This is a genomic window from Geodermatophilus arenarius (genome assembly GCF_042654585.1).
Classification (GTDB): domain Bacteria; phylum Actinomycetota; class Actinomycetes; order Mycobacteriales; family Geodermatophilaceae; genus Geodermatophilus; species Geodermatophilus arenarius.
Window position 1 is genome coordinate 41,859 of record NZ_JBHSGR010000024.1, and the last position, 22,438, is coordinate 64,296.

Annotated in this window: 14 protein-coding genes; 8 read left to right on the forward strand and 6 right to left on the reverse strand. The window is 74.0% G+C overall.

Annotation, left to right across the window (positions count from 1 at the left end; genetic code table 11):
• Nucleotides 1-16 precede the first annotated feature (16 nt).
• The 4 genes from glgB to ACFO3M_RS19105 all read right to left on the reverse strand — a co-directional run bounded on the left by glgB (nucleotide 17) and on the right by ACFO3M_RS19105 (nucleotide 8,371).
• Nucleotides 17-2,953, reverse strand: coding sequence for a 1,4-alpha-glucan branching protein GlgB (gene glgB / locus ACFO3M_RS19090; RefSeq protein ID WP_387992549.1), 2,937 nt, complete (start codon nucleotides 2,951-2,953; stop codon nucleotides 17-19).
• 79 nt (nucleotides 2,954-3,032) lie between these two features.
• Nucleotides 3,033-4,421 carry a maltokinase N-terminal cap-like domain-containing protein gene (locus ACFO3M_RS19095; RefSeq protein WP_387992552.1) on the reverse strand — a complete coding sequence of 463 codons (1,389 nt, stop codon included), beginning with the start codon at nucleotides 4,419-4,421 and terminating at the stop codon, nucleotides 3,033-3,035.
• A 30-nt stretch (nucleotides 4,422-4,451) separates the two neighbouring features.
• On the reverse strand, nucleotides 4,452-6,302 hold the full coding sequence (gene treS / locus ACFO3M_RS19100) for a maltose alpha-D-glucosyltransferase (protein ID WP_387992554.1): 1,851 nt from the start codon (nucleotides 6,300-6,302) through the stop codon (nucleotides 4,452-4,454).
• Between the two features lie 41 nt (nucleotides 6,303-6,343).
• Nucleotides 6,344-8,371 carry an alpha-1,4-glucan--maltose-1-phosphate maltosyltransferase gene (locus ACFO3M_RS19105; RefSeq protein WP_387992557.1) on the reverse strand — a complete coding sequence of 676 codons (2,028 nt, stop codon included), beginning with the start codon at nucleotides 8,369-8,371 and terminating at the stop codon, nucleotides 6,344-6,346.
• Between the two features lie 131 nt (nucleotides 8,372-8,502).
• On the opposite strand from ACFO3M_RS19105, the gene glgP reads away from it, so the two are divergent.
• Entirely contained in the window at nucleotides 8,503-11,052 is a 2,550-nt protein-coding gene (gene glgP / locus ACFO3M_RS19110; protein ID WP_387992560.1) for an alpha-glucan family phosphorylase, read from the forward strand.
• Nucleotides 11,053-11,151: 99 nt separating this feature from the next.
• Nucleotides 11,152-12,150 carry an FHA domain-containing protein gene (locus ACFO3M_RS19115; protein ID WP_387992563.1) on the forward strand — a complete coding sequence of 333 codons (999 nt, stop codon included), beginning with the start codon at nucleotides 11,152-11,154 and terminating at the stop codon, nucleotides 12,148-12,150.
• Between the two features lie 133 nt (nucleotides 12,151-12,283).
• On the opposite strand, the gene glgX is transcribed toward ACFO3M_RS19115, so the two are convergent.
• On the reverse strand, nucleotides 12,284-14,437 hold the full coding sequence (glgX, locus tag ACFO3M_RS19120) for a glycogen debranching protein GlgX (protein ID WP_387992566.1): 2,154 nt from the start codon (nucleotides 14,435-14,437) through the stop codon (nucleotides 12,284-12,286).
• Nucleotides 14,438-14,501: 64 nt separating this feature from the next.
• Here glgX and ACFO3M_RS19125 point away from each other — a divergent pair, with 64 nt between their 5' ends.
• The 6 genes from ACFO3M_RS19125 to ACFO3M_RS19150 all read left to right on the forward strand — a co-directional run bounded on the left by ACFO3M_RS19125 (nucleotide 14,502) and on the right by ACFO3M_RS19150 (nucleotide 20,357).
• Nucleotides 14,502-15,314, forward strand: coding sequence for an ABC transporter ATP-binding protein (locus tag ACFO3M_RS19125; RefSeq protein ID WP_387992569.1), 813 nt, complete (start codon nucleotides 14,502-14,504; stop codon nucleotides 15,312-15,314).
• Between the two features lie 60 nt (nucleotides 15,315-15,374).
• Complete coding sequence (locus ACFO3M_RS19130) at nucleotides 15,375-16,160, forward strand: enoyl-CoA hydratase/isomerase family protein (protein WP_387992572.1); 786 nt, start codon at nucleotides 15,375-15,377, stop codon at nucleotides 16,158-16,160.
• Between the two features lie 141 nt (nucleotides 16,161-16,301).
• The gene (locus ACFO3M_RS19135; protein WP_387992575.1) at nucleotides 16,302-17,453 is read left to right on the forward strand and encodes an ABC transporter substrate-binding protein; all 1,152 of its coding nucleotides are present in this window, start codon (nucleotides 16,302-16,304) and stop codon (nucleotides 17,451-17,453) included.
• The gene (locus tag ACFO3M_RS19140; protein ID WP_387992578.1) at nucleotides 17,429-18,352 is read left to right on the forward strand and encodes an ABC transporter permease; all 924 of its coding nucleotides are present in this window, start codon (nucleotides 17,429-17,431) and stop codon (nucleotides 18,350-18,352) included. Before ACFO3M_RS19135 ends, ACFO3M_RS19140 begins: the two co-directional genes overlap by 25 nt.
• Nucleotides 18,349-19,242 carry an ABC transporter permease subunit gene (locus ACFO3M_RS19145; RefSeq protein ID WP_387992581.1) on the forward strand — a complete coding sequence of 298 codons (894 nt, stop codon included), beginning with the start codon at nucleotides 18,349-18,351 and terminating at the stop codon, nucleotides 19,240-19,242. Before ACFO3M_RS19140 ends, ACFO3M_RS19145 begins: the two co-directional genes overlap by 4 nt.
• Nucleotides 19,239-20,357, forward strand: a complete 1,119-nt coding sequence (locus tag ACFO3M_RS19150) for an ABC transporter ATP-binding protein (protein ID WP_387992584.1) — start codon at nucleotides 19,239-19,241, stop codon at nucleotides 20,355-20,357. Before ACFO3M_RS19145 ends, ACFO3M_RS19150 begins: the two co-directional genes overlap by 4 nt.
• Here the strand turns inward: ACFO3M_RS19150 and ACFO3M_RS19155 are convergent.
• On the reverse strand, nucleotides 20,339-22,405 hold the full coding sequence (locus tag ACFO3M_RS19155) for a protein kinase domain-containing protein (RefSeq protein ID WP_387992587.1): 2,067 nt from the start codon (nucleotides 22,403-22,405) through the stop codon (nucleotides 20,339-20,341). The two genes, ACFO3M_RS19150 and ACFO3M_RS19155, sit on opposite strands and share 19 nt — an antisense overlap.
• Nucleotides 22,406-22,438 lie beyond the last annotated feature (33 nt).

Here is a 22,438-nt window from a genome sequence, read left to right on the forward strand (position 1 = left end):
GGGGGAGCGGCCGGGATCAGCCCTCGTGCAGCAGCCAGAGGGTGCCCAGCGGCGGCGCGGAGACGGTGGCCGAGAACGGCTGGCCGTGCCAGGGCTCCTCGACCGCGTCGACCCCGCCGTAGTTGCCGACCCCGGAGCCGCCGTAGCCCTCGGCGTCGGTGTTGAGGACCTCGCGCCAGCGCCCACCGCGCGGCAGGCCGATCCGGTAGCCGTGGTGCGGGGCGCCGGAGAAGTTGCAGACGACGGCGAGCACCTGGCCCGGCGTCTGCCCGCCGCCCTCGACCACCGCGGCGTCGGTGCCGCTCTCGGCCGCCTCGGTCGGCGTCGGGACGTCGGCGACCTTCGGCCGGCCGTAGCGCAGGAAGGTGATGACGTTGCCCGACGCGTCGTTGGCGTCGATCCACTGGAAGCCGGCCGGGTCGACGTCGAGCGACCACAGCGCCTCGGTCTCCCGGTACCGGGCGTTGAGGTCGGTGACCAGCTGCAGGACGCCGCGGTGCGCAGGGTCGTCCAGGTGCCACCAGTCCAGCGAGCGGCTCTCGGCCCACTCGCCGTCCTGGGCGAACTCCGAGCCCATGAACAGCAGCTGCTTGCCGGGGTGGGCCCACATGTACGCGAGGTAGCCGCGCACGCCGGCCAGCTGCTGCCACCGGTCGCCCGGCATCTTCCGCAGCAGCGAGCCCTTGCCGTACACGACCTCGTCGTGGCTGATCGGCAGCACGTAGTTCTCGGAGTAGGCGTACATCATCGAGAACGTCAGCTGGTTGTGGTGGTAGCTGCGGTGCACCGGCTGGCGCTGGACGTAGGCCAGCGAGTCGTGCATCCAGCCCATGTTCCACTTGAAGCCGAAGCCCAGGCCGCCGAGGTAGGTGGGCCGGGTGACCCCGGGCCAGGCGGTCGACTCCTCGGCGATGGTCACCACGCCCGGCACCTCGCGGTAGAGGGTGGCGTTGACCTCCTGCAGGAACGACACCGCCTCGAGGTTCTCCCGCCCGCCGTACGCGTTGGGGATCCACTCGCCGTCCTTGCGCGAGTAGTCCAGGTAGAGCATCGAGGCGACGGCGTCGACCCGCAGCCCGTCGACGTGGAACTCCTGGGCCCAGAACAGCGCGTTGGCGACCAGGAAGTTGCGCACCTCGGTGCGGCCGAAGTTGAAGACGAACGTGCCCCAGTCCGGCTGCTCGCCGCGGCGCGGGTCGTCGTGCTCGTAGAGCGCGGTGCCGTCGAACCGGCCCAGCGCCCAGGCGTCCTTGGGGAAGTGCGCCGGCACCCAGTCGACGATGACGCCGAGGCCGGCCTGGTGCGCCCGGTCGACGAGGTACCGGAAGTCGTCGGGGCTGCCGAACCGCGACGTCGGGGCGTAGTAGCTGGTGACCTGGTAGCCCCACGAGCCGCCGAACGGGTGCTCGGCGACCGGCAGGAACTCCAGGTGGGTGAACCCGGCGGCGACGGCGTAGTCGACGAGCTCCTCGGCCAGCTGGCGGTAGGACAGGCCCTGCCGCCAGGAGCCCAGGTGCACCTCGTAGACGCTCATCGGCCGCTCGTGCCAGTTGCCGCGCTCGCGCTCGGCCAGCCACGCGTCGTCGTTCCACTCGTGGGAGGACTCGACGACGACGGAGGCGTTGGCCGGCGGCACCTCGGTGGCGAACGCCATCGGGTCGGACTTCTCCCGCCAGACGCCGTCGGCGCCCAGGACGTGGAAGCGGTAGCGGGTGCCGGCCTGGACGCCGGGGATGTAGATCTCCCAGACGCCGATGCCGCCGAGCTGGCGCATCGGGTAGGCCCGGGCCTCCCAGTAGTCGAAGTCGCCGGTGACCTTCACGCCCTGCGCGTTGGGCGCCCAGACGGCGAAGGAGACGCCCTCGACGGTGCCGCGCGGGGTCTCGTAGCGCCGCACGTGCGCGCCGAGCGCCTCCCACAGCCGCTCGTGCCGGCCCTCGCCGATCAGGTACTGGTCGAGGTCGCCGAGCGTGGGCATCCAGCGGTAGGGGTCGTCGACGGTGAAGGTGTCCCCGCCGTAGGTCACCTCGAGCCGGTAGTCCCCGGGCTGCTGCGGCAGCGCGGCCTCGTAGATCCCGCCGCCGTGGATCCGCCGGGCCTCGTAGCGGGAGTCGTCCTGGTCGACGACGACCACCGCGGACGCGTCGGGCCGCAGCGTGCGCACCACCCAGCCCTCGGCGGCGGCGTGCGCGCCGAGCACCCGGTGCGGGTCGCGGGACCAGCCGTCGACGATCGCCCGCAGGTCCTCCTCGGTGACCTCCTCGGGGGCGTCGTGCTCGCCCCCGCCGCCGGCGCCGCTGGTGAGGCCGCCACCGTCGCCGGCTGCGGGCGCGGGCGCGGGCGCGGCCGTCCCCGCGTCGGCGGTGCCGACAGCAGCCGACTCCTCCTCGGGCGCCTGCGGCGTCGAGGGCTCGGCCGGGTCGGGCGAGGGCGGCTCCGGCTGCCCGGCGGGCGCGCCCGTGGGGGAGCCGGGCTCGGCGATCGGCGCGGGCGCGACCACCGGCGCCGCGGTGCCGCCCTGCTCGGCGACCACCTCGGCGGTGGGCTCGGTGATGCTCTCCGCGGCCGTCTTGCGCGGCGCCCGCTTGCGGGTGGCCTTGACCGGCGCCTCGCCGTCGGCGGCCGGCGCGGCCTTCTTCGCGGTCCGCTTCGTGGCCTTCTTCGCCGCGGCGGGCTCGGCGGCGCCGTCGCCGCCGGCCACCGCGGCGGTGGCCGCGTCCGCAGCCGGGGCCTTCTCCGCGGCGGCCTTCTTGGCCGGGGCCTTCTTCGCGGCGGCCTTCTTCGCCGGCGCCCGCTTGCGCGCCGGGGTCGGGTTCACGACCGGCTCGGCCTCGGCGGTCTCGGCCTGCGCGGTCATCTCCTCGACCGCCCGCTGCAGCTGCTCCTTGGTGGCCGGCGAGTCAGCGGTCTCGGCGGCCGTCCCGCTCGCGGGTGTCGGGTCGCTCGTCGTCATCGTCGCGTTGCCGTCCTCTTCGTCGTCTGCTGCGTCGTCGTCTGCTGCGTCGTCTGCTGCGTGTCGTCTGGCGGGGGACTCAAGTGCTCGCGGCGGTGAGCCGGGACAGCGAGTGCAGCGGGATCATCAGCCAGTTCGGCCGGTTGCGCGCCTCGTAGACGCACTCGTAGACCGCCTTGTCCGCCTCGAAGGCCCGCAGGAGGGGCGAGTCCCCGCACGGGTCGATGCCGCTGGCCGCCGAGTAGCCCGCACAGAACGCGCCGCGGTTGCGCTCGGCCCACTCCTGCGCCCGGTAGGCGCGCTGGGGGTCGTCGGGCTGCTCCACGAGCATGTGCCGGGCGGCGTAGTCGAAGCTGCGCAGCATGCCCGCCACGTCGCGCAGCGGGCTGTCCAGCTGTCGCCGCTCGGCCAGCGGCCGGGCCGGCTCGCCCTCGAAGTCGAGCACCACCCAGCCGGTCGCCGTCCGCAGCACCTGGCCCAGGTGGAAGTCGCCGTGCACCCGCTGGCGCACCACCTGCTCCGGGCTGTCGGCCACCGCGGCGTACACCGCGCGCAGGCCCTCGAGGTGCTCCTCCAGCTGCGGGACGACGGGCAGCGCGGCCTCCAGCCGGTCGGTCATCGCCCGCGCGGTGGCGGCGAACCACTCGCGGTCGGCCGGCTCGGTGTCCAGGACGCGGGCGAGGTCGGCGTGCACCGAGGCGGTCGCCGCGCCCAGCCGCTCGCTGTCGGCGGCAAAGTCGCCCCCGACCTCGTCGGCGTGCAGGTCGCCCTCCGCGTAGAGGTCGCGGACGCTGGCGGTGGCCAGCCGCCACCCGTCGCTGGCGCCGCGGACGAACGTCTGCAGCATCGCCGCGGTCGCCGGCTCGCCGCCGTCGGGGTCGTCGATCTCGATGTAGCCGAGCAGCGGCGCGATGTGCGGGTTCTCCGTCTTGCGCAGCGCCTCGCCGATCTCGACGTCGGGGTTGAGCCCGGGCTCGAGGCGGCGGAACAGCTTGAAGATGGCGTCCTGGCCGTAGACCAGCGAGGTGTTGCTCTGCTCGGTCGAGACGACGTCGCCGGGCACGCCCTCGGGGATCGGCGCGACGCCGGCGGGGTGGAAGTGCATCGGCCCCACCGTCGAGGCGGCCACCAGGTGCACCAGCCACGGCGGGGTGGCGTCGCGGTCGCGCATCGCGTCGTAGGCGTAGTTCTCCCGGTCGGCGCCGTCCGCGCCCCTGGCCGGGACGGCGCCCACGAGCGCCGAGGACAGCTCCTCCTCCGGGTGCGCCCGCCACGACAGCGGCACCAGGTAGGTCTCGACGGCGCCGTCGGCGTAGGTCACCCGCACGCGGTGGACCGACAGGACCGGCTCGGACCGCGAGAGGAAGAAGCCCTCCTCGGTGACGTCGGCCCACTCCCGTCCCTTGCCACCGAACCAGCGCTGGTGCGGCATCCACTCGCGCAGGACGTCGGCCAGGGCCTTGCTCATTCGGGTGCTCCGCTCATTCGGGTGCTCCGCTCATCGGGGTCCTCCGGTGCTGGGCGGGACGTCGTCGCCGGTCCTGGTGTCGCTGTCGCCGGGGATCTCCTCGGCCTCGCTGACCAGGCCGGCGGCCAGCAGCGAGTCGGCGACCGGGCTGGTGGCGGCTTCCGGCTCCGCGGCCGGCTCCTCGGCCGGCTCCACCGGCCTGGCCAGCTCGAACCAGTAGAAGCCGTGCCCGGCCAGGGTGAGCATGTAGGGCAGCACGCCGATCTGCGGGAACTCGACCCGGCCGGTGAGCTCGATGGGCGTGTAGCCCTCGAAGCGGCGCAGGTCCAGCTCCACCGGCTGCGGGAAGCGGGAGAGGTTGTTGACGCACAGCACGACGTCGTCGCCGAACTCGCGGACGAACGACAGCACCGTGGGGTTGCGCGACCCGACCTCCTCGTAGCTGCCCAGGCCGAAGGTGGGGTGCTCCTTGCGGACGGCGATCATCCGGCGGATCCACTGCAGCATGGAGTTGGTGTTGCGCAGCTGCGCCTCGACGTTGGTGGTCTGGTAGCCGTAGACCGGGTCCTGGTTCAGCGGCAGGTACATCCGCTGCGGGTCGGCGGTGGAGAAGCCGCCGTTGCGGTCGGGCGTCCACTGCATCGGCGTGCGGACGCCGTCGCGGTCACCGAGCCAGATGTTGTCGCCCATGCCGATCTCGTCGCCGTAGTACAGGACCGGCGAGCCGGGCAGCGACAGCAGCAGCGCGTTGAACAGCTCGAGGGTGTTGGTGTCGTTCTCCAGCAGTGGCGCCAGCCGGCGGCGGATGCCGATGTTGGCCTTCATGCGGGGGTCCTTGGCGTACTCCGCCCACATGTAGTCGCGCTCCTCGTCGGTGACCATCTCGAGGGTCAGCTCGTCGTGGTTGCGCAGGAAGATGCCCCACTGGCAGTTGTCGGGGATCGGCGGCGTCTGGGCCATGATCTCCGAGATCGGGAACCGCTGCTCCCGGCGGGCGGCCATGAACAGGCGCGGCATCACCGGGAAGTGGAAGGCCATCTGGCACTCGTCGCCGTCCTCGCCGAAGTACTCGACGACGTCGGCCGGCCACTGGTTGGCCTCGCACAGCAGCACGCGGTCGGGGTAGTCGGCGTCGACCACCTTGCGCACGTGCTTGAGGAACTCGTGGGTGCGGGGGAGGTTCTCGCCGTTGGTCCCCTCCTCCTCGAACAGGTAGGGGACGGCGTCGAGCCGGAAGCCGTCGATGCCCAGGTCCAGCCAGAAGCGCAGGGCGTCGATGATCGCCTCCTGCACCTTCGGGTTCTCGAAGTTGAGGTCCGGCTGGTGCGAGAAGAAGCGGTGCCAGAAGTACTGCTTGCGGACCGGGTCGAACGTCCAGTTGGACGACTCGGTGTCGACGAAGATGATCCGCGCGTCGGCGTAGCCGGTGTCGTCGTCGGCCCACACGTAGAAGTCGCCGTAGGGGCCCTCGGGGTCGCTGCGGCTGGCCTGGAACCAGGGGTGCTGGTCCGAGGTGTGGTTCATGACGAAGTCGATGATCACGCGGATGCCGCGGGCGTGGGCGGCGTGCAGCAGGTCGCGGAAGTCGTCGATGTCGCCGAACTCCGGCAGCACCGCGGTGTAGTCGCTGACGTCGTACCCGCCGTCGCGCAGCGGCGAGGCGAAGAACGGCGGCAGCCAGAGGCAGTCGACCCCGAGCCACTGCAGGTAGTCGAGCTTGTCGATCATGCCGCGGAGGTCGCCCACGCCGTCGGCGTTGCTGTCGGCGAAGCCGCGGACGAGCACCTCGTAGAAGACGGCGCGCTTGTACCAGAGCGGGTCGCTGCCCCGCGGTGGCAGCGCGGAGCCCGCGTCGGGGGAGTCGGGCACGGGGAGCGTCATCGGTGCGGGAAGCCCTCGTTCGTCAGGAGGTGGGGGAGGGGTCAGGAGACCGGCGGCGGCCAGGTCACCGGCCGGGGCAGGTGGACCGAGAACACGTGCGCCGGCTCCCAGTAGGGGTCCAGCTCGACGTAGTTGAACTGGCCCCAGTCGTAGCGGGCGCCGGTGACCTCGTCGGTGACGGCGAAGCGCTCGTGCCAGTCCAGCCCGAGGGTCGGCATGTCCAGCGCCGTCGTCCCGATCTGCCGGTTCTGGCTGTCGAGGGCGCAGACCACGAGGACGGCGTCCTGCGAGGCCGGGTCGGTCTTGCTGAAGCAGATGAGGTTCGGGTTGTCGACCTGGTGGAACCGCAGCGTCCGCAGCTGCTGCAGCGCCGGGTGTCGGCGGCGGATCTCGTTGAGCTTCCGCAGGTAGGGCGCCAGGCTCCGGCCGGCCGCCTCGGCGCCGGCCCAGTCACGCGGGCGCAGCCGGTACTTCTCGCTGTCGAGGTACTCCTCGCTGCCCGGCCGCACCGCCACGTGCTCGTACAGCTCGTACCCGGAGTAGACGCCCCAGGTCGGGCTCATCATCGACGCGAGCACCGCGCGGATCTTGAACATCGGCGGGCCGCCGTACTGCAGGCTCGCGTGCAGGATGTCCGGGGTGTTCACGAAGAAGTTCGGCCGCATGTAGTGCGCGTTGGTGGCGAGCTCGCGGCCGTAGTCCTCGATCTCGCCGCGGGCGGTCCGCCACGTGAAGTACGTGTAGGACTGGGTGAACCCGATCCGCGCCAGCTGGTGCATCATCGCCGGCCGCGTGAAGGCCTCGGCGAGGAAGAGCACGTCCGGGTCGGTCTCCTTGACCTTCCAGATCAGCCAGTGCCAGAAGTCCAGCGGCTTGGTGTGCGGGTTGTCCACGCGGAAGATCCGCACGCCGGCGTCCATCCAGACCCGCACCACCCGCAGCACCTCGGCGTAGATGCCCTCGGGGTCGTTGTCGAAGTTGACCGGGTAGATGTCCTGGTACTTCTTCGGCGGGTTCTCCGCGTAGGCGATGGTCCCGTCGGGCTTGGTGGTGAACCACTCCGGGTGCTCCTTGACCCACGGGTGGTCGGGCGCGGCCTGCAGCGCCAGGTCCAGCGCCACCTCCATGCCCAGGCCGCGGGTGCGGGCGACGAAGGCGCGGAAGTCCTCCATCGTGCCCAGCTGCGGGTGGACGGCGTCGTGGCCGCCCTCGTCGCTGCCGATCGCCCACGGCGAGCCGACGTCGTCCGGGCCGACCTCGTGCGGGTTGCCGCCGGGGAACTGCGGCGTGTTCGGGCCCTTGCGGTTGACCTTGCCGATCGGGTGGATCGGCGGCAGGTAGACGACGTCGAAGCCCATCTCGGCGACCGCCGGCAGCCGGTCGCCCGCGGTCTGGAACGTCCCGTGCACGGGGACGCCGCCGACGACGGGGCCCTCGGAGCGGGGGAAGAACTCGTACCAGGAGCCGTAGAGCGCGCGCGGCCGGTCGACCCACACCTCGTACTCCGGCGTCGGGGTGACCAGCTCGCGGACCGGGTGCTCGTCGAGGTAGCGCTGCACCCCGGCGGCCAGCGCGGGCGCGACCCGGTCGGGCAGCGTGCGGGAGGTGTCGCGCAGCGCCGCGACGGCCTCGCCGAGGCGGCCGCGCCACTCGTCGTCGGCGCCCTCGGCGACCCGCTCGAGCAGCCGGGCGCCCTCCTCGAGGTCGTTGGCCAGCTCCCCGGGGCCCTGGCCGGCCTCGATCTTCACCTCGACGGCGTGGTGCCAGGTGGCCAGCGGGTCGCTCCACGCCTCGACCCGGAACGTCCAGCGCCCCTCCCGGTCGGGCACCACGGTGGTGATCCACCGGTCGGGCTCCTCGCCGAAGCGGCGCATGCGGTTGAGGGGACCCCGGGTGCCGTCCGGAGCGGTCCAGACGACGTCGGCCGCGACGGCGTCGTGGCCCTCCCGGAAGACGGTGGCGGTGACCGGCAGGTGCTCGCCGACCACGGCGCGGGCCGAGAACGACCCGCAGGACACGACGGGGGCGACATCGGTGATGCCGAGGCGGAGGTCAGCGCGGCGAGTCATCCCGGCCACGCTATCCAGGTCCGGCACCGGTCACACCTCGGCCGCCGAGACGTCCCCCACCGGGTGCCCGGCACCCGGTCGTGTGGTGCCTCCGACCTGTCCGGAGGCGTCCCGCTGGCTAGGCTCCCCGCGTGCGAGCTCTGCGTAGGTTCACCGTCCGGGCGGCCCTCCCCGAGGCCCTCATGCCGCTGTCCCAGCTGGTCATGAACCTGCGCTGGTCGTGGCACCCGGAGACCCGCGACCTGTTCGAGGCGCTGGACCCCGAACTCTGGCGGACCTGCAACAACGACCCGGTGAAGGTCCTGGGCGAGGTGTCGGCCGAGCGGCTGGCCACGCTGTCGACCGACCGCCGGTTCCTCCGCCGCCTCCAGGACGTCGTCGACGACCTCGACGACTACCTGTCCTCCGAGCACTGGTACCAGTCGCTGGGCCCCGAGGCGCCGCGCAGCATCGCCTACTTCTCCGCCGAGTTCGGCATCACCGAGGTGCTGCCGCAGTACTCCGGCGGCCTGGGCATCCTCGCCGGCGACCACCTCAAGGCCGCCTCCGACCTCGGCGTGCCGCTGATCGGCGTCGGCCTGCTCTACCGGGCCGGCTACTTCGAGCAGGGCCTGTCGGCCGACGGCTGGCAGCTGGAGCACTACCCGTCGCTGGACCCCCACGGCCTGCCGGTCAAGCTGCTGCGCCAGCCCGACGGGGCCGCCGTCGTCATCGCCGTCCCGCTGCCCGAGGGCCGCACCCTGCACGCGCACGTGTGGCGGGCGCAGGTGGGCCGGGTGTCGCTGCTGCTGCTCGACAGCGACATCGAGGAGAACGCCCCGGCCGAGCGCGGGGTCACCGACCGGCTCTACGGCGGCGACGAGGACCACCGGCTGCGCCAGGAGATGCTGCTCGGCATCGGCGGCGTCCGGGCGCTGCGCGCCTACTGCCAGCTCACCGGCACCCCGCAGCCGGAGGTGTTCCACGCCAACGAGGGCCACGCCGGCTTCCAGGGGATCGAGCGGATCCGCGAGCTCACCGAGTCGCACGGGCTGACCTTCCCCGAGGCGCTGCAGGCCGTCCGCGCCGGCACGGTGTTCACCACGCACACGCCGGTGCCCGCCGGCATCGACCGGTTCCCACGCGCGCTGATCGAGCGGTACTTCGCCGGGTTCGGCGTCCCGCTCGAGCACCTCATCCCGCTCGGTGCCGAGGACGACCCGACGAAGTTCAACATGGCGCACATGGGCCTGCGGCTGGGGCAGCGGGCCAACGGCGTCAGCGAGCTGCACGGGCACGTCAGCCGGTCCATGTTCAACCCGCTGTGGCCGGGCTTCGACGAGGCCGACGTCCCGATCACCTCGATCACCAACGGCGTGCACGCGCCCACCTGGACCGCCCGGGAGCTGGTGGAGCTGGGCACCCAGACCTCCAGCGACGGCGACCCGTTCGAGGGCACCGGGCCGGCGTCGTTCGACGGCGTCGACCGGATCCCGGCGCTGGAGCTGTGGAACACCCGCCGGATGCTGCGCGGCCGGCTGGTCGAGGAGGTGCGCCGCCGGCTGCGCGAGACGGCGCGCTCGCGCGGCGCGGCCGAGGCCGAGGTGCGCTGGACCGACACCGCCTTCGACCCCGACGTCCTCACCATCGGCTTTGCCCGCCGGGTGCCCTCCTACAAGCGGCTGACCCTCATGCTGCGCGACCCCGACCGGCTCCGGGCCCTGCTGCTCGACGGGGAGCGGCCGGTCCAGCTGGTCATCGCCGGGAAGAGCCACCCCGCCGACGACGGCGGCAAGCAGCTGATCCAGCAGATGGTGAAGTTCGCCGACGACCCCGCGATCCGGCACCGCATCGCGTTCCTGCCCGGCTACGACATCGGGATGGCCCGCTACCTCTACTGGGGCTGCGACGTCTGGCTGAACAACCCGCTGCGGCCGCTGGAGGCCTGCGGCACCTCGGGCATGAAGGCCGCGCTCAACGGCGGGCTCAACCTGTCCATCCGCGACGGCTGGTGGGACGAGTGGTTCGACGGCCAGAACGGCTGGGCGATCCCCACCGCCGACGGCGTCACCGACCCCGAGCGACGCGACGACGTCGAGGCGCGGGCCATCTACGACCTGCTGTCCACCCAGGTGCTGCCGCGGTTCTACGAGACCGACCGCGACGGCATCCCCACCCGCTGGGTCGAGATGGTCCGGCACACGCTGCGCGAGACCGGCCCGAAGGTGCTCGCCACCCGGATGGTGCGCGACTACGTGGAGCGGCTGTACGTGCCGGCCGCCGGCTCGTCGCGGACCATGGCCGACGGCGGGTACGCGCCGGCGCGGGCCGAGGCGCAGTGGCGGGCGCACCTGCTGGAGAACTGGTCGGGCGTGCGGGTCGCCCACGTCGAGGCCACCGGCGCCGGCGACACCCCGGAGATCGGCTCGACCCTGGCGCTGCGCGCGGAGGTGGAGCTGCCGCACCTCACCCCGGCCGACGTCGAGGTGCAGGCGGCCTACGGGCGGGTCGACGACGCCGACGGCCTGCACCAGGTGACGACGGTGCCGATGCGGCACGAGCACACCGAGGGCTCGCGGCACTGGTTCACCGCGACCCTGCCGCTCGAGCGCACCGGCGCGTTCGGGTACACGGTGCGCGTGCTGCCGCACTCCGAGCACCTGGCCGACCCGGCGGAGCTGGGCCTGGTGCGTTCCGCGTAGCGGCGACCCACCAGTCACGCCGGTCGCAGCGTCCCCACGGGTGGCGTGGCGGTGCGGCCGGACCACGCGCGGCGGCGTGCGGTCACTAGGCTGGCGCGCATGCCCGACCGCTGTGAAGTCCTGCCCGGAGACGCCCTCGTGGCCCGTCGCGGCGGGGGACTGCTCTGGGTCGACGCTCCCGGCTCGCCGGCCCTCGTCGCCGCCCTGCACGCCTGCCTCGGCGTGTCCGGCCCCGGCGCCGACCGCGTCCTCGCGGCGGTCGCCGCCCAGGTGCCCGCGCTCGGGGGCGGCTCGGCCTCCTTCGCGCTCGTCCTCGTCGACACCAGCGGCGGCACCGGCACCGGCGTCGCGCTGTGGTCCGGCAAGGGCCAGCCGGCCGTCGACGGCGTCCCGGTCTCCGGCCAGCCGGCCGACGGGTGCAGCCTGGCCGCCGGGTTCCCGCTCGGCGCCACGCTCTACGTCGGCCCGGGCCAGGCCACGCCGCAGATGCCGCCGGGCGTCGCCTACGACCTCGTCGAGGGCGCGGTCCCCGGCGCCGGCGCGCTGCTGCAGCTCGCGGCGGCCTCCGCCGCCCCGGCCGCCGTCCCGCCGGCCACCCACACGCCGGCGTCGTCGTTCAGCGCGGGCTCGGACGCCGGCTTCGCCGCCGCGCCGTCCTACGGCGCCGCGGTCGGGTCCTCGCCGTCGGGGCAGGGTTCCACCCGCGTCGACGACGGCGGCGAGGAGACGGCGTTCTGGAAGCCCGACGCCGCCGCCGCGCCGGTGCTGCGCTTCGACGACGGCCTGGTCGTCACCGTCGACGAGGACCTCGTCCTCGGCCGCCGCCCCGACAGCCACGAGCTGGTGACCGCGGGCAACGCCCGGCCGGTGCCGATCGCCGACACGCAGAACGTGCTCTCCTCGGCGCACGCGGCCATCCAGCGCTCCGGCCGCGAGGTCACCCTCACCGACCTCGGCTCGCTCAACGGCACCCACGTCGCCGGCCCCGAGGCCACCGAGTGGACCCAGCTCGAGCCCGGCGTCGCCCACCCGCTCTCCGACGGCGACCGCCTCCTGCTCGGCTGGACGGTCATCACCTACGAGCAGCCCCAGGACTAGGCGCACTGCCCTCCGCGGGCTCGGTTCCCCGAGGGGACCGGGCCCGCGGCGTCTCCGGGCTCACCTCGACGCGTCCTGGCTCACCGGAACGCGTCCTGGCTCGGCGTCGACGGTGAGCCGGGACGCCGCACGATCAGCTCACCTGATCGTGCGGGCGGCGCAGGACGCGCAGCAGCCAGACGGTGCGCGGCGGCACCTCGATCGGTCCCGGCGCGACGACGGCCGGCCGCGGCGGCGCCCCGGTCGGGTACTCGGTGCTCAGCACGAGCTCGTAGCCGTCGGACCACGGCGCCCCCGGCAGCTGCACCGTCACCGGCTCCGGCCCGGCGTGCAGCTGCACGAGGTAGGAGTCGTCGACGACCGGGCGGCCGCGCTCGTCGCGGTGCCGGATGCCGCGGCCGTCGAGGTACATGCCGACCGTCTGCAGGCCGGTGTCGAACCAGTCCGCGGTGGTCAGCTGCCCGCCGCCGGGCGCGAACCAGGCCAGGTCGCGGGTGCCGCCGGTGCCCGGGATCTCGTGGCCCTCGAAGAACGCCTCCTGGCGCAGCACCGGCGCGTCGTGGCGCAGCCGCACCAGCCGGCGGACGAAGGCGAGCAGGTCCCCGTCGACGGCGTCCCAGTCGATCCAGGACACCTCGTTGTCCTGGCAGTAGGCGTTGTTGTTGCCGCCCTGGGTGCGGCCGAGCTCGTCGCCGGCGGTGAGCATCGGCACGCCGGTCGACAGCAGCAGCGTCGTCAGCAGGTTGCGGACCTGTCGGCCGCGCAGCGCCTGCACCTCCGGGTCGTCGGTGGGTCCCTCGACGCCGCAGTTCCAGTTGCGGTTGTGGCTCTCGCCGTCCCGGTTGTCCTCGCCGTTGGCCTCGTTGCGCTTGCGCTCGTAGGTGACCAGGTCGGTGAGGGTGAACCCGTCGTGGGCGGTGACGAAGTTGACGCTGGCGAACGGGCGGCGGCCGTCGGAGCGGTAGAGGTCCGAGGAGCCGGTCAGCCGGTAGGCCAGGTCGCGGACGCCGACGTGCGAGCCGGCCCAGACGTCTCGCACGGTGTCGCGGTAGCGGCCGTTCCACTCGGTCCACAGCGGCGGGAAGTTGCCCACCTGGTAGCCGCCCTCGCCGACGTCCCACGGCTCGGCGATGAGCTTCACCTGGCTGACCACCGGGTCCTGGTGGACGACGTCGAAGAACGCCGAGAGCCGGTCGACGTCGTGGAAGGACCGGGCCAGCGCGGCGGCGAGGTCGAACCGGAAGCCGTCGACGTGCATCTCGGTGACCCAGTACCGCAGGGAGTCCATGAGCATCGCCAGCACCTGCGGCCGGCGGACGTCGAGGGTGTTCCCGCAGCCGGTGTAGTCGGTGTAGCGGGCCCGGTTCTCGCCGTTGAGCCGGTAGTAGCCGGGGTTGTCGATGCCCTTGAGCGACAGCGACGGCCCGGTGTGGTCGCCCTCGGCGGTGTGGTTGTAGACGACGTCGAGGACCACCTCGATGCCGGCCGCGTGCAGCGCCTTCACCATCGCCTTGAACTCGGTCACCTGCGCCCCGCCGGACCCGGCCGAGCTGTAGGCGGCGTGCGGGGCGAAGTAGCCGAGGGTGTTGTAGCCCCAGTAGTTGGTCAGCCCGCGGCGCAGCAGGTGCGGCTCGCTGACGAAGTGGTGCACCGGCAGCAGCTCGACGGCGGTGACGCCCAGCGACACCAGGTGCTCGACGAACGCCGGGTGCGCCAGCCCCGCGTAGGTGCCGCGCAGCGCCGGCGGCACGCCGGGATGGCGCATGGTCGCGCCCTTGACGTGCACCTCGTAGACGACGGTGTCCGACCAGGAGGTGGCCGGCCGCCGGTCGCCGTCCCAGGGGAAGGAGTCGTGGACGACGACGCCGCGCGGCACGTACGGCGCGGAGTCCCGCGGGTCGGCCGGGCCCGTGTCCGGGCCGTCGGCGCGGTAGGCGAACAGCGCGGGGTGCAGCGAGAGGTCGCCGTCGACGGCGCGGGCGTAGGGGTCCAGCAGCAGCTTCTCCGGGTTCCACCGGTGGCCGGCGCCGGGGTCCCAGGGCCCGTGCACCCGGTAGCCGTAGCGCTGGCCGGGGCCGATGCCGGGCAGCCGCCCGTGCCAGACCTGGTGGGTGGTCTCCTGCAGCCGGTGCCGGTGCTCGAAGCCGCCGTCGTCGAACAGGCACAGGTCGACGGCGGTGGCGCCGGCCGACCACAGCGCGAAGTTCGTGCCGGTGCCGTCCCAGTGCGCGCCCAGGGGAGCGGGGGAGCCCGGCCAGACCTCGACGTCCTCGCTGGTGGTCCTCACCGGGTGATCGTGCCAAGACCGCCACCTCCCCGGGTGCAGGCGGGCGGGTTGGTTGGATGGGGTCGTGTCGAGCAGTCCCGCCGTCGGCGGAGCAGAACCGGTCGTCGAGATGAGCGGCGTGGACGTCGTCCGCGGGCAGTCGCACCTGCTGCGGGGGGTGGACTGGACCGTCCGGCCCGAGCAGCGCTGGGTGGTGCTCGGCCCGAACGGCGCGGGCAAGACGACGCTGCTGCAGCTGGCCGGGGCGCACATGCACCCCACGCGCGGTGAGGTGCGGCTGCTCGGCGAGACGATGGGCGCGGTCGACGTCTTCGAGCTGCGCCCGCGGATCGGCCTGACCAGCGCGGCGCTGGCGCAGCGGATCGAGTCGGGGGAGCGCACCGGCGACGTCGTCCTGTCCGCCGGGTACGCGATCGTCGGCCGCGCGCGGGAGCGCTACGACATCCACGACCTCACCCGCGCCGCGACGCTCATGCAGCAGTGGGGCGTGCAGCGGATCGCGCACCGGCCCTTCGGCACCCTCAGCGAGGGGGAGCGCAAGCGGGTGCAGATCGCCCGCGCGCTGATGCCCGACCCGGAGCTGCTGCTGCTCGACGAGCCCGGCGCGGGCCTGGACCTCGGCGGCCGCGAGGACCTGGTGAGCCGGCTGTCGGACCTCGCCACCTACCTCTACGCCCCGGCGCAGGTGCTGGTCACCCACCACGTCGAGGAGATCCCGCCGGGCTACACGCACGCGCTGCTGCTGCGCCAGGGGGCGGTGGTCGCGTCGGGCCCGCTGGAGCAGGTGATCACCGCCGAGCTGCTGTCGGAGACGTTCGGCCTGCCGCTGGCGCTCGAGCGCTCCGACGGCCGCTTCACCGCCCGTCGCCGGGGCTGACCACGGCCCGCTGGTTAGGGTCCAGGCGACGACGTCGTCCCCCCTCGCTGGAGGCCGTGCATGGCAGCGCCCGAGTTCGTGACCCTGTCGGTGGAGGACGGGGTGGGCACGATCCGCCTCGACCGGCCCAAGATGAACGCGATCGACGAGCAGCTGCACACCGAGGTGCGGACCGCGGCGATCGAGGCGACCGAGCGGGCCGACGTGCGCGCCGTCGTGGTCTACGGCGGGGAGCGGGTGTTCGCCGCCGGCGCCGACATCAAGGCGATGTCGCAGTTGACCGGCTCCACGATGGTGGCCTGGGGCCGCGAGCTCACGCACAGCTTCACCACGGTCGCCCGCATCCCCAAGCCGGTCATCGCCGCCATCACCGGCTACGCCCTCGGCGGCGGCTACGAGCTCGCGCTGTGCGCCGACTTCCGGGTCATGGGCGCCGGGGCGAAGGTCGGCCAGCCCGAGATCCTGCTCGGCGTCATCCCCGGCGCCGGCGGCACCCAGCGGCTGGCCCGCCTGGTCGGCCCGGCCAAGGCCAAGGACCTCGTCTTCACCGGCCGGCACGTCGGCGCCGAGGAGGCGCTGGAGATGGGCCTGGCCGACGCCGTCGTCCCGGACGCCGAGGTGTACGACACCGCCGTCGCCATGGCGCGGAAGTTCGCCGCCGGGCCGCCGCTGGCGCTGGCCGCGGCCAAGCAGGCGATCGACGAGGGGCTCGACGGGCCGCTGGAGCGGGGCCTGGCTCTGGAGAGCCGGCTGTTCGCCGGGCTGTTCGACACCGAGGACCAGAAGACCGGGATGCGCTCCTTCCTCGAGAGCGGGCCCGGCAAGGCGGCCTTCACCGGGCGCTGACCCCCGGCGTCTCCCGAACGTTCCCCGGCCCGTCACCGGAACCGGCCCTCCGGACGGTCCGGTTCTGCCACCATCCGTCGAGCCCCCGGACGGCGTCCCGCCGGGCCCGGAGGGCAGTCCGACAGCTCCCGAGGAGGACCCGTGCGATCCACCCCCACCCTGAGGACCGCGACCGTCGTGGCGGCCGCCACCCTCGTGCTGACCGCGTGCGGCGGCGGCGACGACGGCGGCTCGGGAGGCGGGGGCGGCGGATCGGACGCGGCCACCGCCCGCTCGGCCGAGGACCTCGGCGGCATGGACGCCCTCGTCGAGGCGGCCCAGGCGGAGGGTGAGCTCAACGTCATCGCGCTGCCGCCGGACTGGGCGAACTACGGCGAGATCATCTCCGCCTTCGAGGAGGAGTACGGGATCACCGTCAACAGCGCCTCGCCCGACGGGTCCAGCCAGGACGAGATCAACGCCGTCGAGAGCCAGCGCGGCCAGGACCGTGCGCCCGACGTCCTCGACCTGGGCACCGCCTTCGCCCGCCAGGCGCAGGCGCAGGACCTGCTCGCGCCCTACCAGGTGGAGACCTGGGACGACATCCCCGAGGGCCAGAAGGACCCCGAGGGGTACTGGTACAACGACTACGGCGGCTACATCTCCATCGGCTGCAACGCCACGGTGATCGCCGAGTGCCCGACCACCTTCGCCCAGCTGCTCGACCCGCAGTACGCCGGCCAGGTGGCGCTCAACGGCAACCCGACCCAGGCCGCGGCGGCCTTCTCCGGGGTCTGGGCGGCGTCGCTGGCCAACGGCGGCAGCCTGGACGACATCGGCCCGGGCATCGACTTCTTCGTCCAGGTCAAGGACGCCGGCAACTGGAACCCGGTCGAGATCACCCCGGCGACGATCCAGAGCGGGGAGACCCCGCTGGCCATCGACTGGGACTACAACAACGCCGCCCTGACCGGGACCCTCGCCGAGCAGGGCGTCGAGTGGCAGGTCGCCGTCCCCTCCGACGGGCTGTTCGGCAGCTACTACAGCCAGGCGATCAGCGCCTACGCCCCGCACCCGGCCGCCGCGCGGCTGTGGCAGGAGTTCCTCTACAGCGACCGCGGCCAGAACCTGTACCTGGCCGGCGGTGCCCGGCCGGTCCGGCTGCCGGCGATGGAGGAGGCCGGGACCGCCGACGCCGAGGCGCTGGCCGCGCTGCCGCCGGTCGAGGGCACCGCGGACTTCCCGACCCAGGAGCAGGAGAGCGCCGCCCAGCAGGTGGTCGCCACCCGGTGGAACCAGGAGATGTCGGGCTGAGCACCGCACCCGCCCCCGCCGCGCCGGCGTCCCGCAGCGGACGCCGGCGCGGCGCGCTGCTGCCCGCGCTGGGCGTCCTGCCGTTCCTGCTCTACGTCGCGGTCTTCCTGCTGCTGCCGGTCGGCGTGCTGGCCGTGGAGGCGTTCCGCGCCACCGACCCGGTCACCTTCGAGGAGAGCTGGTCGACGGCGAACCTCGGCACGGTCACCGGCGGCGCCTACGCCCGCGCCTACCTCGGCAGCCTGCAGCTGTCGGCGGTCACCGCGGTGCTGGGCGCGGTGCTCGGCCTGGCGCTCGCCTTCGCCGTCGTCGGCACCCGGCTCGGCCGGCTGCTGCGGCGGCTGGTGCTCACCGCCTCGGGCGTCCTGGCCAACTTCGGCGGCGTCCCGCTGGCGTTCGCGTTCCTCGCCACCATCGGCAACGCCGGTGTGGTCACCGCCCTGCTGACCGACACCCTCGGCCTCGACGGCTTCTCGCTGTACTCGATGGCCGGCCTCGCGCTGGTCTACCTGTACTTCCTCGTGCCGTTGATGGTGCTGACCATCGTCCCGGCGGTCGAGGCGCTGCGGCCGCAGTGGCGCGAGGCCTCCGACGTCCTCGGCGCCAGCCGCTGGCAGTACTGGCGCCACGTCGGCGGGCCCGTCCTCCTCCCGCCGGTGCTCGGCGCCACGATGCTGCTGTTCGCCTCCGCGTTCGCCGCCTACGCCACGGCCAAGGCGCTGGTCGGCTCGAGCCTGCCGCTGGTGACGCTGCAGATCGCCGACTCGCTGTCGAGCAACGTCGTCGTCGGCGCGGAGAACCTCGGCAAGGCGCTGGCCCTGGGGATGGTCGTCCTCGTCGGGCTGGTGATGGCCTTCTACACCTGGGTGCAGCGGCGCACGTCGCGGTGGCTGGCGTGAGCGCGACGACGGCCGGCGTCTCCACCGCGGGCGTCACCGGCGCCGGCGGCGTCGAGCCGGAGACCCCGGTCCGGCCCGCCCGGCGGGGCCGCGGCCGGTGGCGGTGGGCGGTGTTCGCCGTCCTCGGCCTGTACTTCCTCGTGCCGCTGGGCGCCTCGCTGTGGTTCACCGTCCGGGGCCGCGACGGGGTCACCGCCGACGCCTACACGAGCATCCCCGGCGCCGAGGGGTTCGCCGAGAACTTCGGCCGCTCGCTGCTGCTCGGGGTGCTCACCGTCGGGATCGCGCTGCTGCTCGTGGTGCCCACCGTGGTGCTCGTGGAGCTGCGGCTGCCGCGGCTGCGCCCGCTGGTCGAGTTCCTCACCCTCGTGCCGCTGCTGCTGCCGCCGATCGCGCTGGTGGTCGGCGTGCGCAGCGTGCTGGCCTGGGCGCCCGACTACTTCTACGGCACCCCGCTCGCCGAGGCGTTCTTCGCGCTCCAGGAGCCGGCGCTGCCGTGGATCCTGGTGCTCGTCTACGTCGTGCTGGCGCTGCCGTTCGTCTACCGGGCGCTCGACGCCGGCGTCCGCGGCGCCCAGCTGCGCACGCTCACCGAGGCCGCGCGGGTGCTCGGTGCCTCGTGGCCGCGGGTGATGGCCTCGGTCGTCCTGCCGGTGCTGCGCACGTCGGTGCTCAACGCCGCCTTCCTCACCCTGGCGCTGGTGCTGGGCGAGTTCACCGTCGCCAACATCCTCGGCTTCGAGACCTTCCCCACCTGGATCGTGCGCATCTCCGGCTCGCAGCCGCGGCTGTCGGTGGCGGTCTCGGTGCTCTCGCTGCTGCTGACCTGGGTGCTGCTGCTGCTCATCTCCGCGCTGGACCGCCGGCGCCGCGAGGAGGACCCCGCATGACCGCTGTCCCCGCAGCCCCGCGGGCCGCCGCGCCCGCCGACCTGCGCGAGCAGGCGCCGGTCGGCGTCCGCCTGGAGGGGCTGACCCGCCGCTACGGCCCGGTGCTCGCCCTCGACGGGCTGGACCTGGAGGTCGCGGGCGGGGAGTTCCTCGCCCTGCTGGGACCCTCCGGCTGCGGCAAGACGACGGCGCTGCGCGCGATCGCCGGCTTCGAGGTGCCCGACGCCGGCCGGGTCTGGTTCGACCGCCGCGACGTCACCGGCATCCCGCCGTCGAAGCGCGACGTCGGGATGGTGTTCCAGGCCTACAGCCTCTTCCCGAACATGACCGTGGCCGAGAACGTCGCCTTCGGGCTGCGGGTGCGCCGCCGGGGCAGGGAGGAGCGCGCCGGGCGGGCCGCGGAGCTGCTGGAGCTGGTCGGGCTCGCCGACCGCGGGCAGCGCTACCCGCACCAGCTCTCCGGCGGCCAGCAGCAGCGGGTGGCGCTGGCCCGCGCGCTGGCCGTGGCGCCGCAGGTGCTGCTGCTGGACGAGCCGCTGTCGGCGCTCGACGCCCACGTGCGCGTGCAGCTGCGCGAGGAGATCCGCCGCATCCAGCTCGAGCTGGGCATCACGACCGTGTTCGTCACCCACGACCAGTCCGAGGCGCTGTCGGTCGCCGACCGGGTCGGCGTCATGCGCGCCGGCCGGCTGGAGCAGGTGGCCACCCCCGACGACCTCTACGAGCGCCCGGCGACGGCGTTCGTGGCCGGCTTCGTCGGCACCATGAACCGCATCCCGGCCGTCCTCGGCGACGGCGACGTCGAGTTCCTCGGCGTGCGCCGCGAGGTGCTCGGCGCCGCCCCGTCGTCCGGGCCCGCGTTCGCGCTGGTGCGGCCCGAGGCGCTCGAGGTCGTCGAGGACCCGCGCGGGGTGGGCCGGGTGGTCACCCGCACGTTCTCCGGCGCCACCACCCGCCTGGCGGTCGCGCTGCCCGACGGGGTCGAGGTGCAGGCCGACGTCCCCAGCGCCGGGAGCCAGGGCCTCACGCCCGGGACGGCGGTCACCGTCACCCCGGCCGAGCGCCCCGCGCTGGTCGAGCCCGCGGGCGCCGACCCTCAGGCGGTCAGCTCGTAGACGACCACCGTCGCGTCGTTGAGGTTGGTGACGTAGGCCCGCAGGCCGTCGGGGGAGACGGCGACGCTGGTCGGGCCGTCCCCGGTCGGCACGCTGGCGGTCACCTGCAGGGTCCGGGCGTCGACCACCGACATGGTGTCGCCGTCGACGTCCGCGGTGTAGAGGCGCCGGCCGTCCGCCGCCCAGCTGACGTCCTGCGGCTGCAGCCCCACGGGGCCGCTGACCGCCGCGCCGGTGGCGGTGTCGACCAGGTGGACCTCGCTGCTGTCGTAGGCCACCACCGCGACCCGGCTCCCGTCGGGGGAGACGGCCACGCTGTGCGGCGAGTCGCCGGCCGGGATCTCCTGCAGCACCCGCCCGCCGTCGGTGAGGTCGAGCACCGACAGCACGTCGGACTCGTGGTTGGCGGTGTACGCGCGCGTGCCGTCGGCGGAGACGGCGATCCAGTGCGGGTTGGGCGCGACGTCGTACGAGGCGACCTCGTCGCCGCTCTCCGTGTCGAGCACCTCGACCCGGCCCTCGTCGTGCAGCGGGATGTACAGCAGCCGGCCGTCGGGCGAGGTCGCCGGCGCGAAGGGGCGCAGGCCCACCTCCACGGTGCGGACCACCTCGTTGGTGGCGGTGTCGACGAAGGCCACGGAGTTCTCGGTGTGGTCCGCGTCGGTCACCGTCACGTAGGCGCGGCCGCCGTCGGGGGAGAACGTGACGAACTGCGGCGGCCCGGCCGGGATGGGTATCCGGGAGACGACCTCCAGCGAGGTCGTGTCCAGGACGCTGACCACCCCCTCCGCCCGGTGGGCGGTGTAGGCGTAGCGGCCGTTGGGGGCCACGGCGAGGAAGCCCGGGGTCGGCGGGACCTCGATCGGCTCCCCGAGCCGGGTGGGGACGGCGAGGCTGGCCGGCGGCGGCGGGCTCGGCGGCGGGGCGGTGTCCTGCGGGGACGGCGTCGTGCTCTCCGCGGCCCCCGCCGTCCCGTCGGCGTCCTGCCCCCGCGGCCACAGCCACCAGGCGAGCCCCCCGACGGCGAGCAGGAGCACCAGGCCGGCGACCAGGGCGGCGCGGCGGCCCCGGTGCGGCGGGCGGCCGGCCGGCGCCAGGGGCCGCACCGAGCTGTGCCGCCCGTCCCCGGACCGGACGCCGAGGACCGTCGGCGCGGCGGGCGGCGGGGGAGGCGGGGGAGCGGCGGCCGTCGCCGCCTGCCGGGGCGCCGTGGGCAGCACGACCGGCACCGGCGGCTCCGCGAGGGCCTCCCGGGCCGCGCGGACCAGCTCGCCCGGCGTGGCGTACCGCTCCTCGGGCCGCTTGGCCATCCCGCGCGCGATCACGTCGTCGAGCGCCCGCGGGAGGGTGGGGACGACCTCGCTGGGCCGCGGGGGGTCGGCGTAGAGGTGGGCGTAGAGCAGCGCCGGCAGGTCCTCCCCGCCGAAGGGCTTGCGGGCGGTGAGGGTCTGGGCGAGGACGCAGGCCAGCGAGTAGACGTCCACCCGCCCGTCGATGGGCTGGTCGGTGAAGCGCTCGGGCGCCATGTAGTCCAGCGTCCCGACGGTGGCGCCGGTGATCGTCAGCGAGGTGCGGGTGCTGCCGACCGACCGGGCGATGCCGAAGTCGACGACGTAGACGAAGTCGGTCGGCGTCACCAGCACGTTGCTGGGCTTCACGTCGCGGTGGACCAGCCCGTCGGCGTGCGCGGCCTCGAGGGCGTCGGCGACCTGGCCGAGCAGGGACAGCGCGCGCTGCGGCGGGATCGGCCCGTCCTCCAGGAGGCGGCCGAGGTCGCGCCCGTCGACCAGGCGCATGTCGAGGTACAGCCGTCCGTCGATCTCGCCGAAGTCGTGGATCGGGACGACGTGCGGCTCGCGCAGCCGCGCCGCGACGTACGACTCCCGGCGGAACCGGGCGGCGAACTCCGTGTCCCGGTTGAGCGCCTCGGGCAGGAGCTTGAGCGCGACGAGCCGGTCGAAGCGCGTGTCGCGCGCCCGCCACACCTCGCCCATGCCACCCGCGCCGATCATCTCCTCGAGCAGGTATCGGCCGAACTGACGGGGCATGGTCGGCTCCCTCGGCGGCCGGTCCGGGACGTG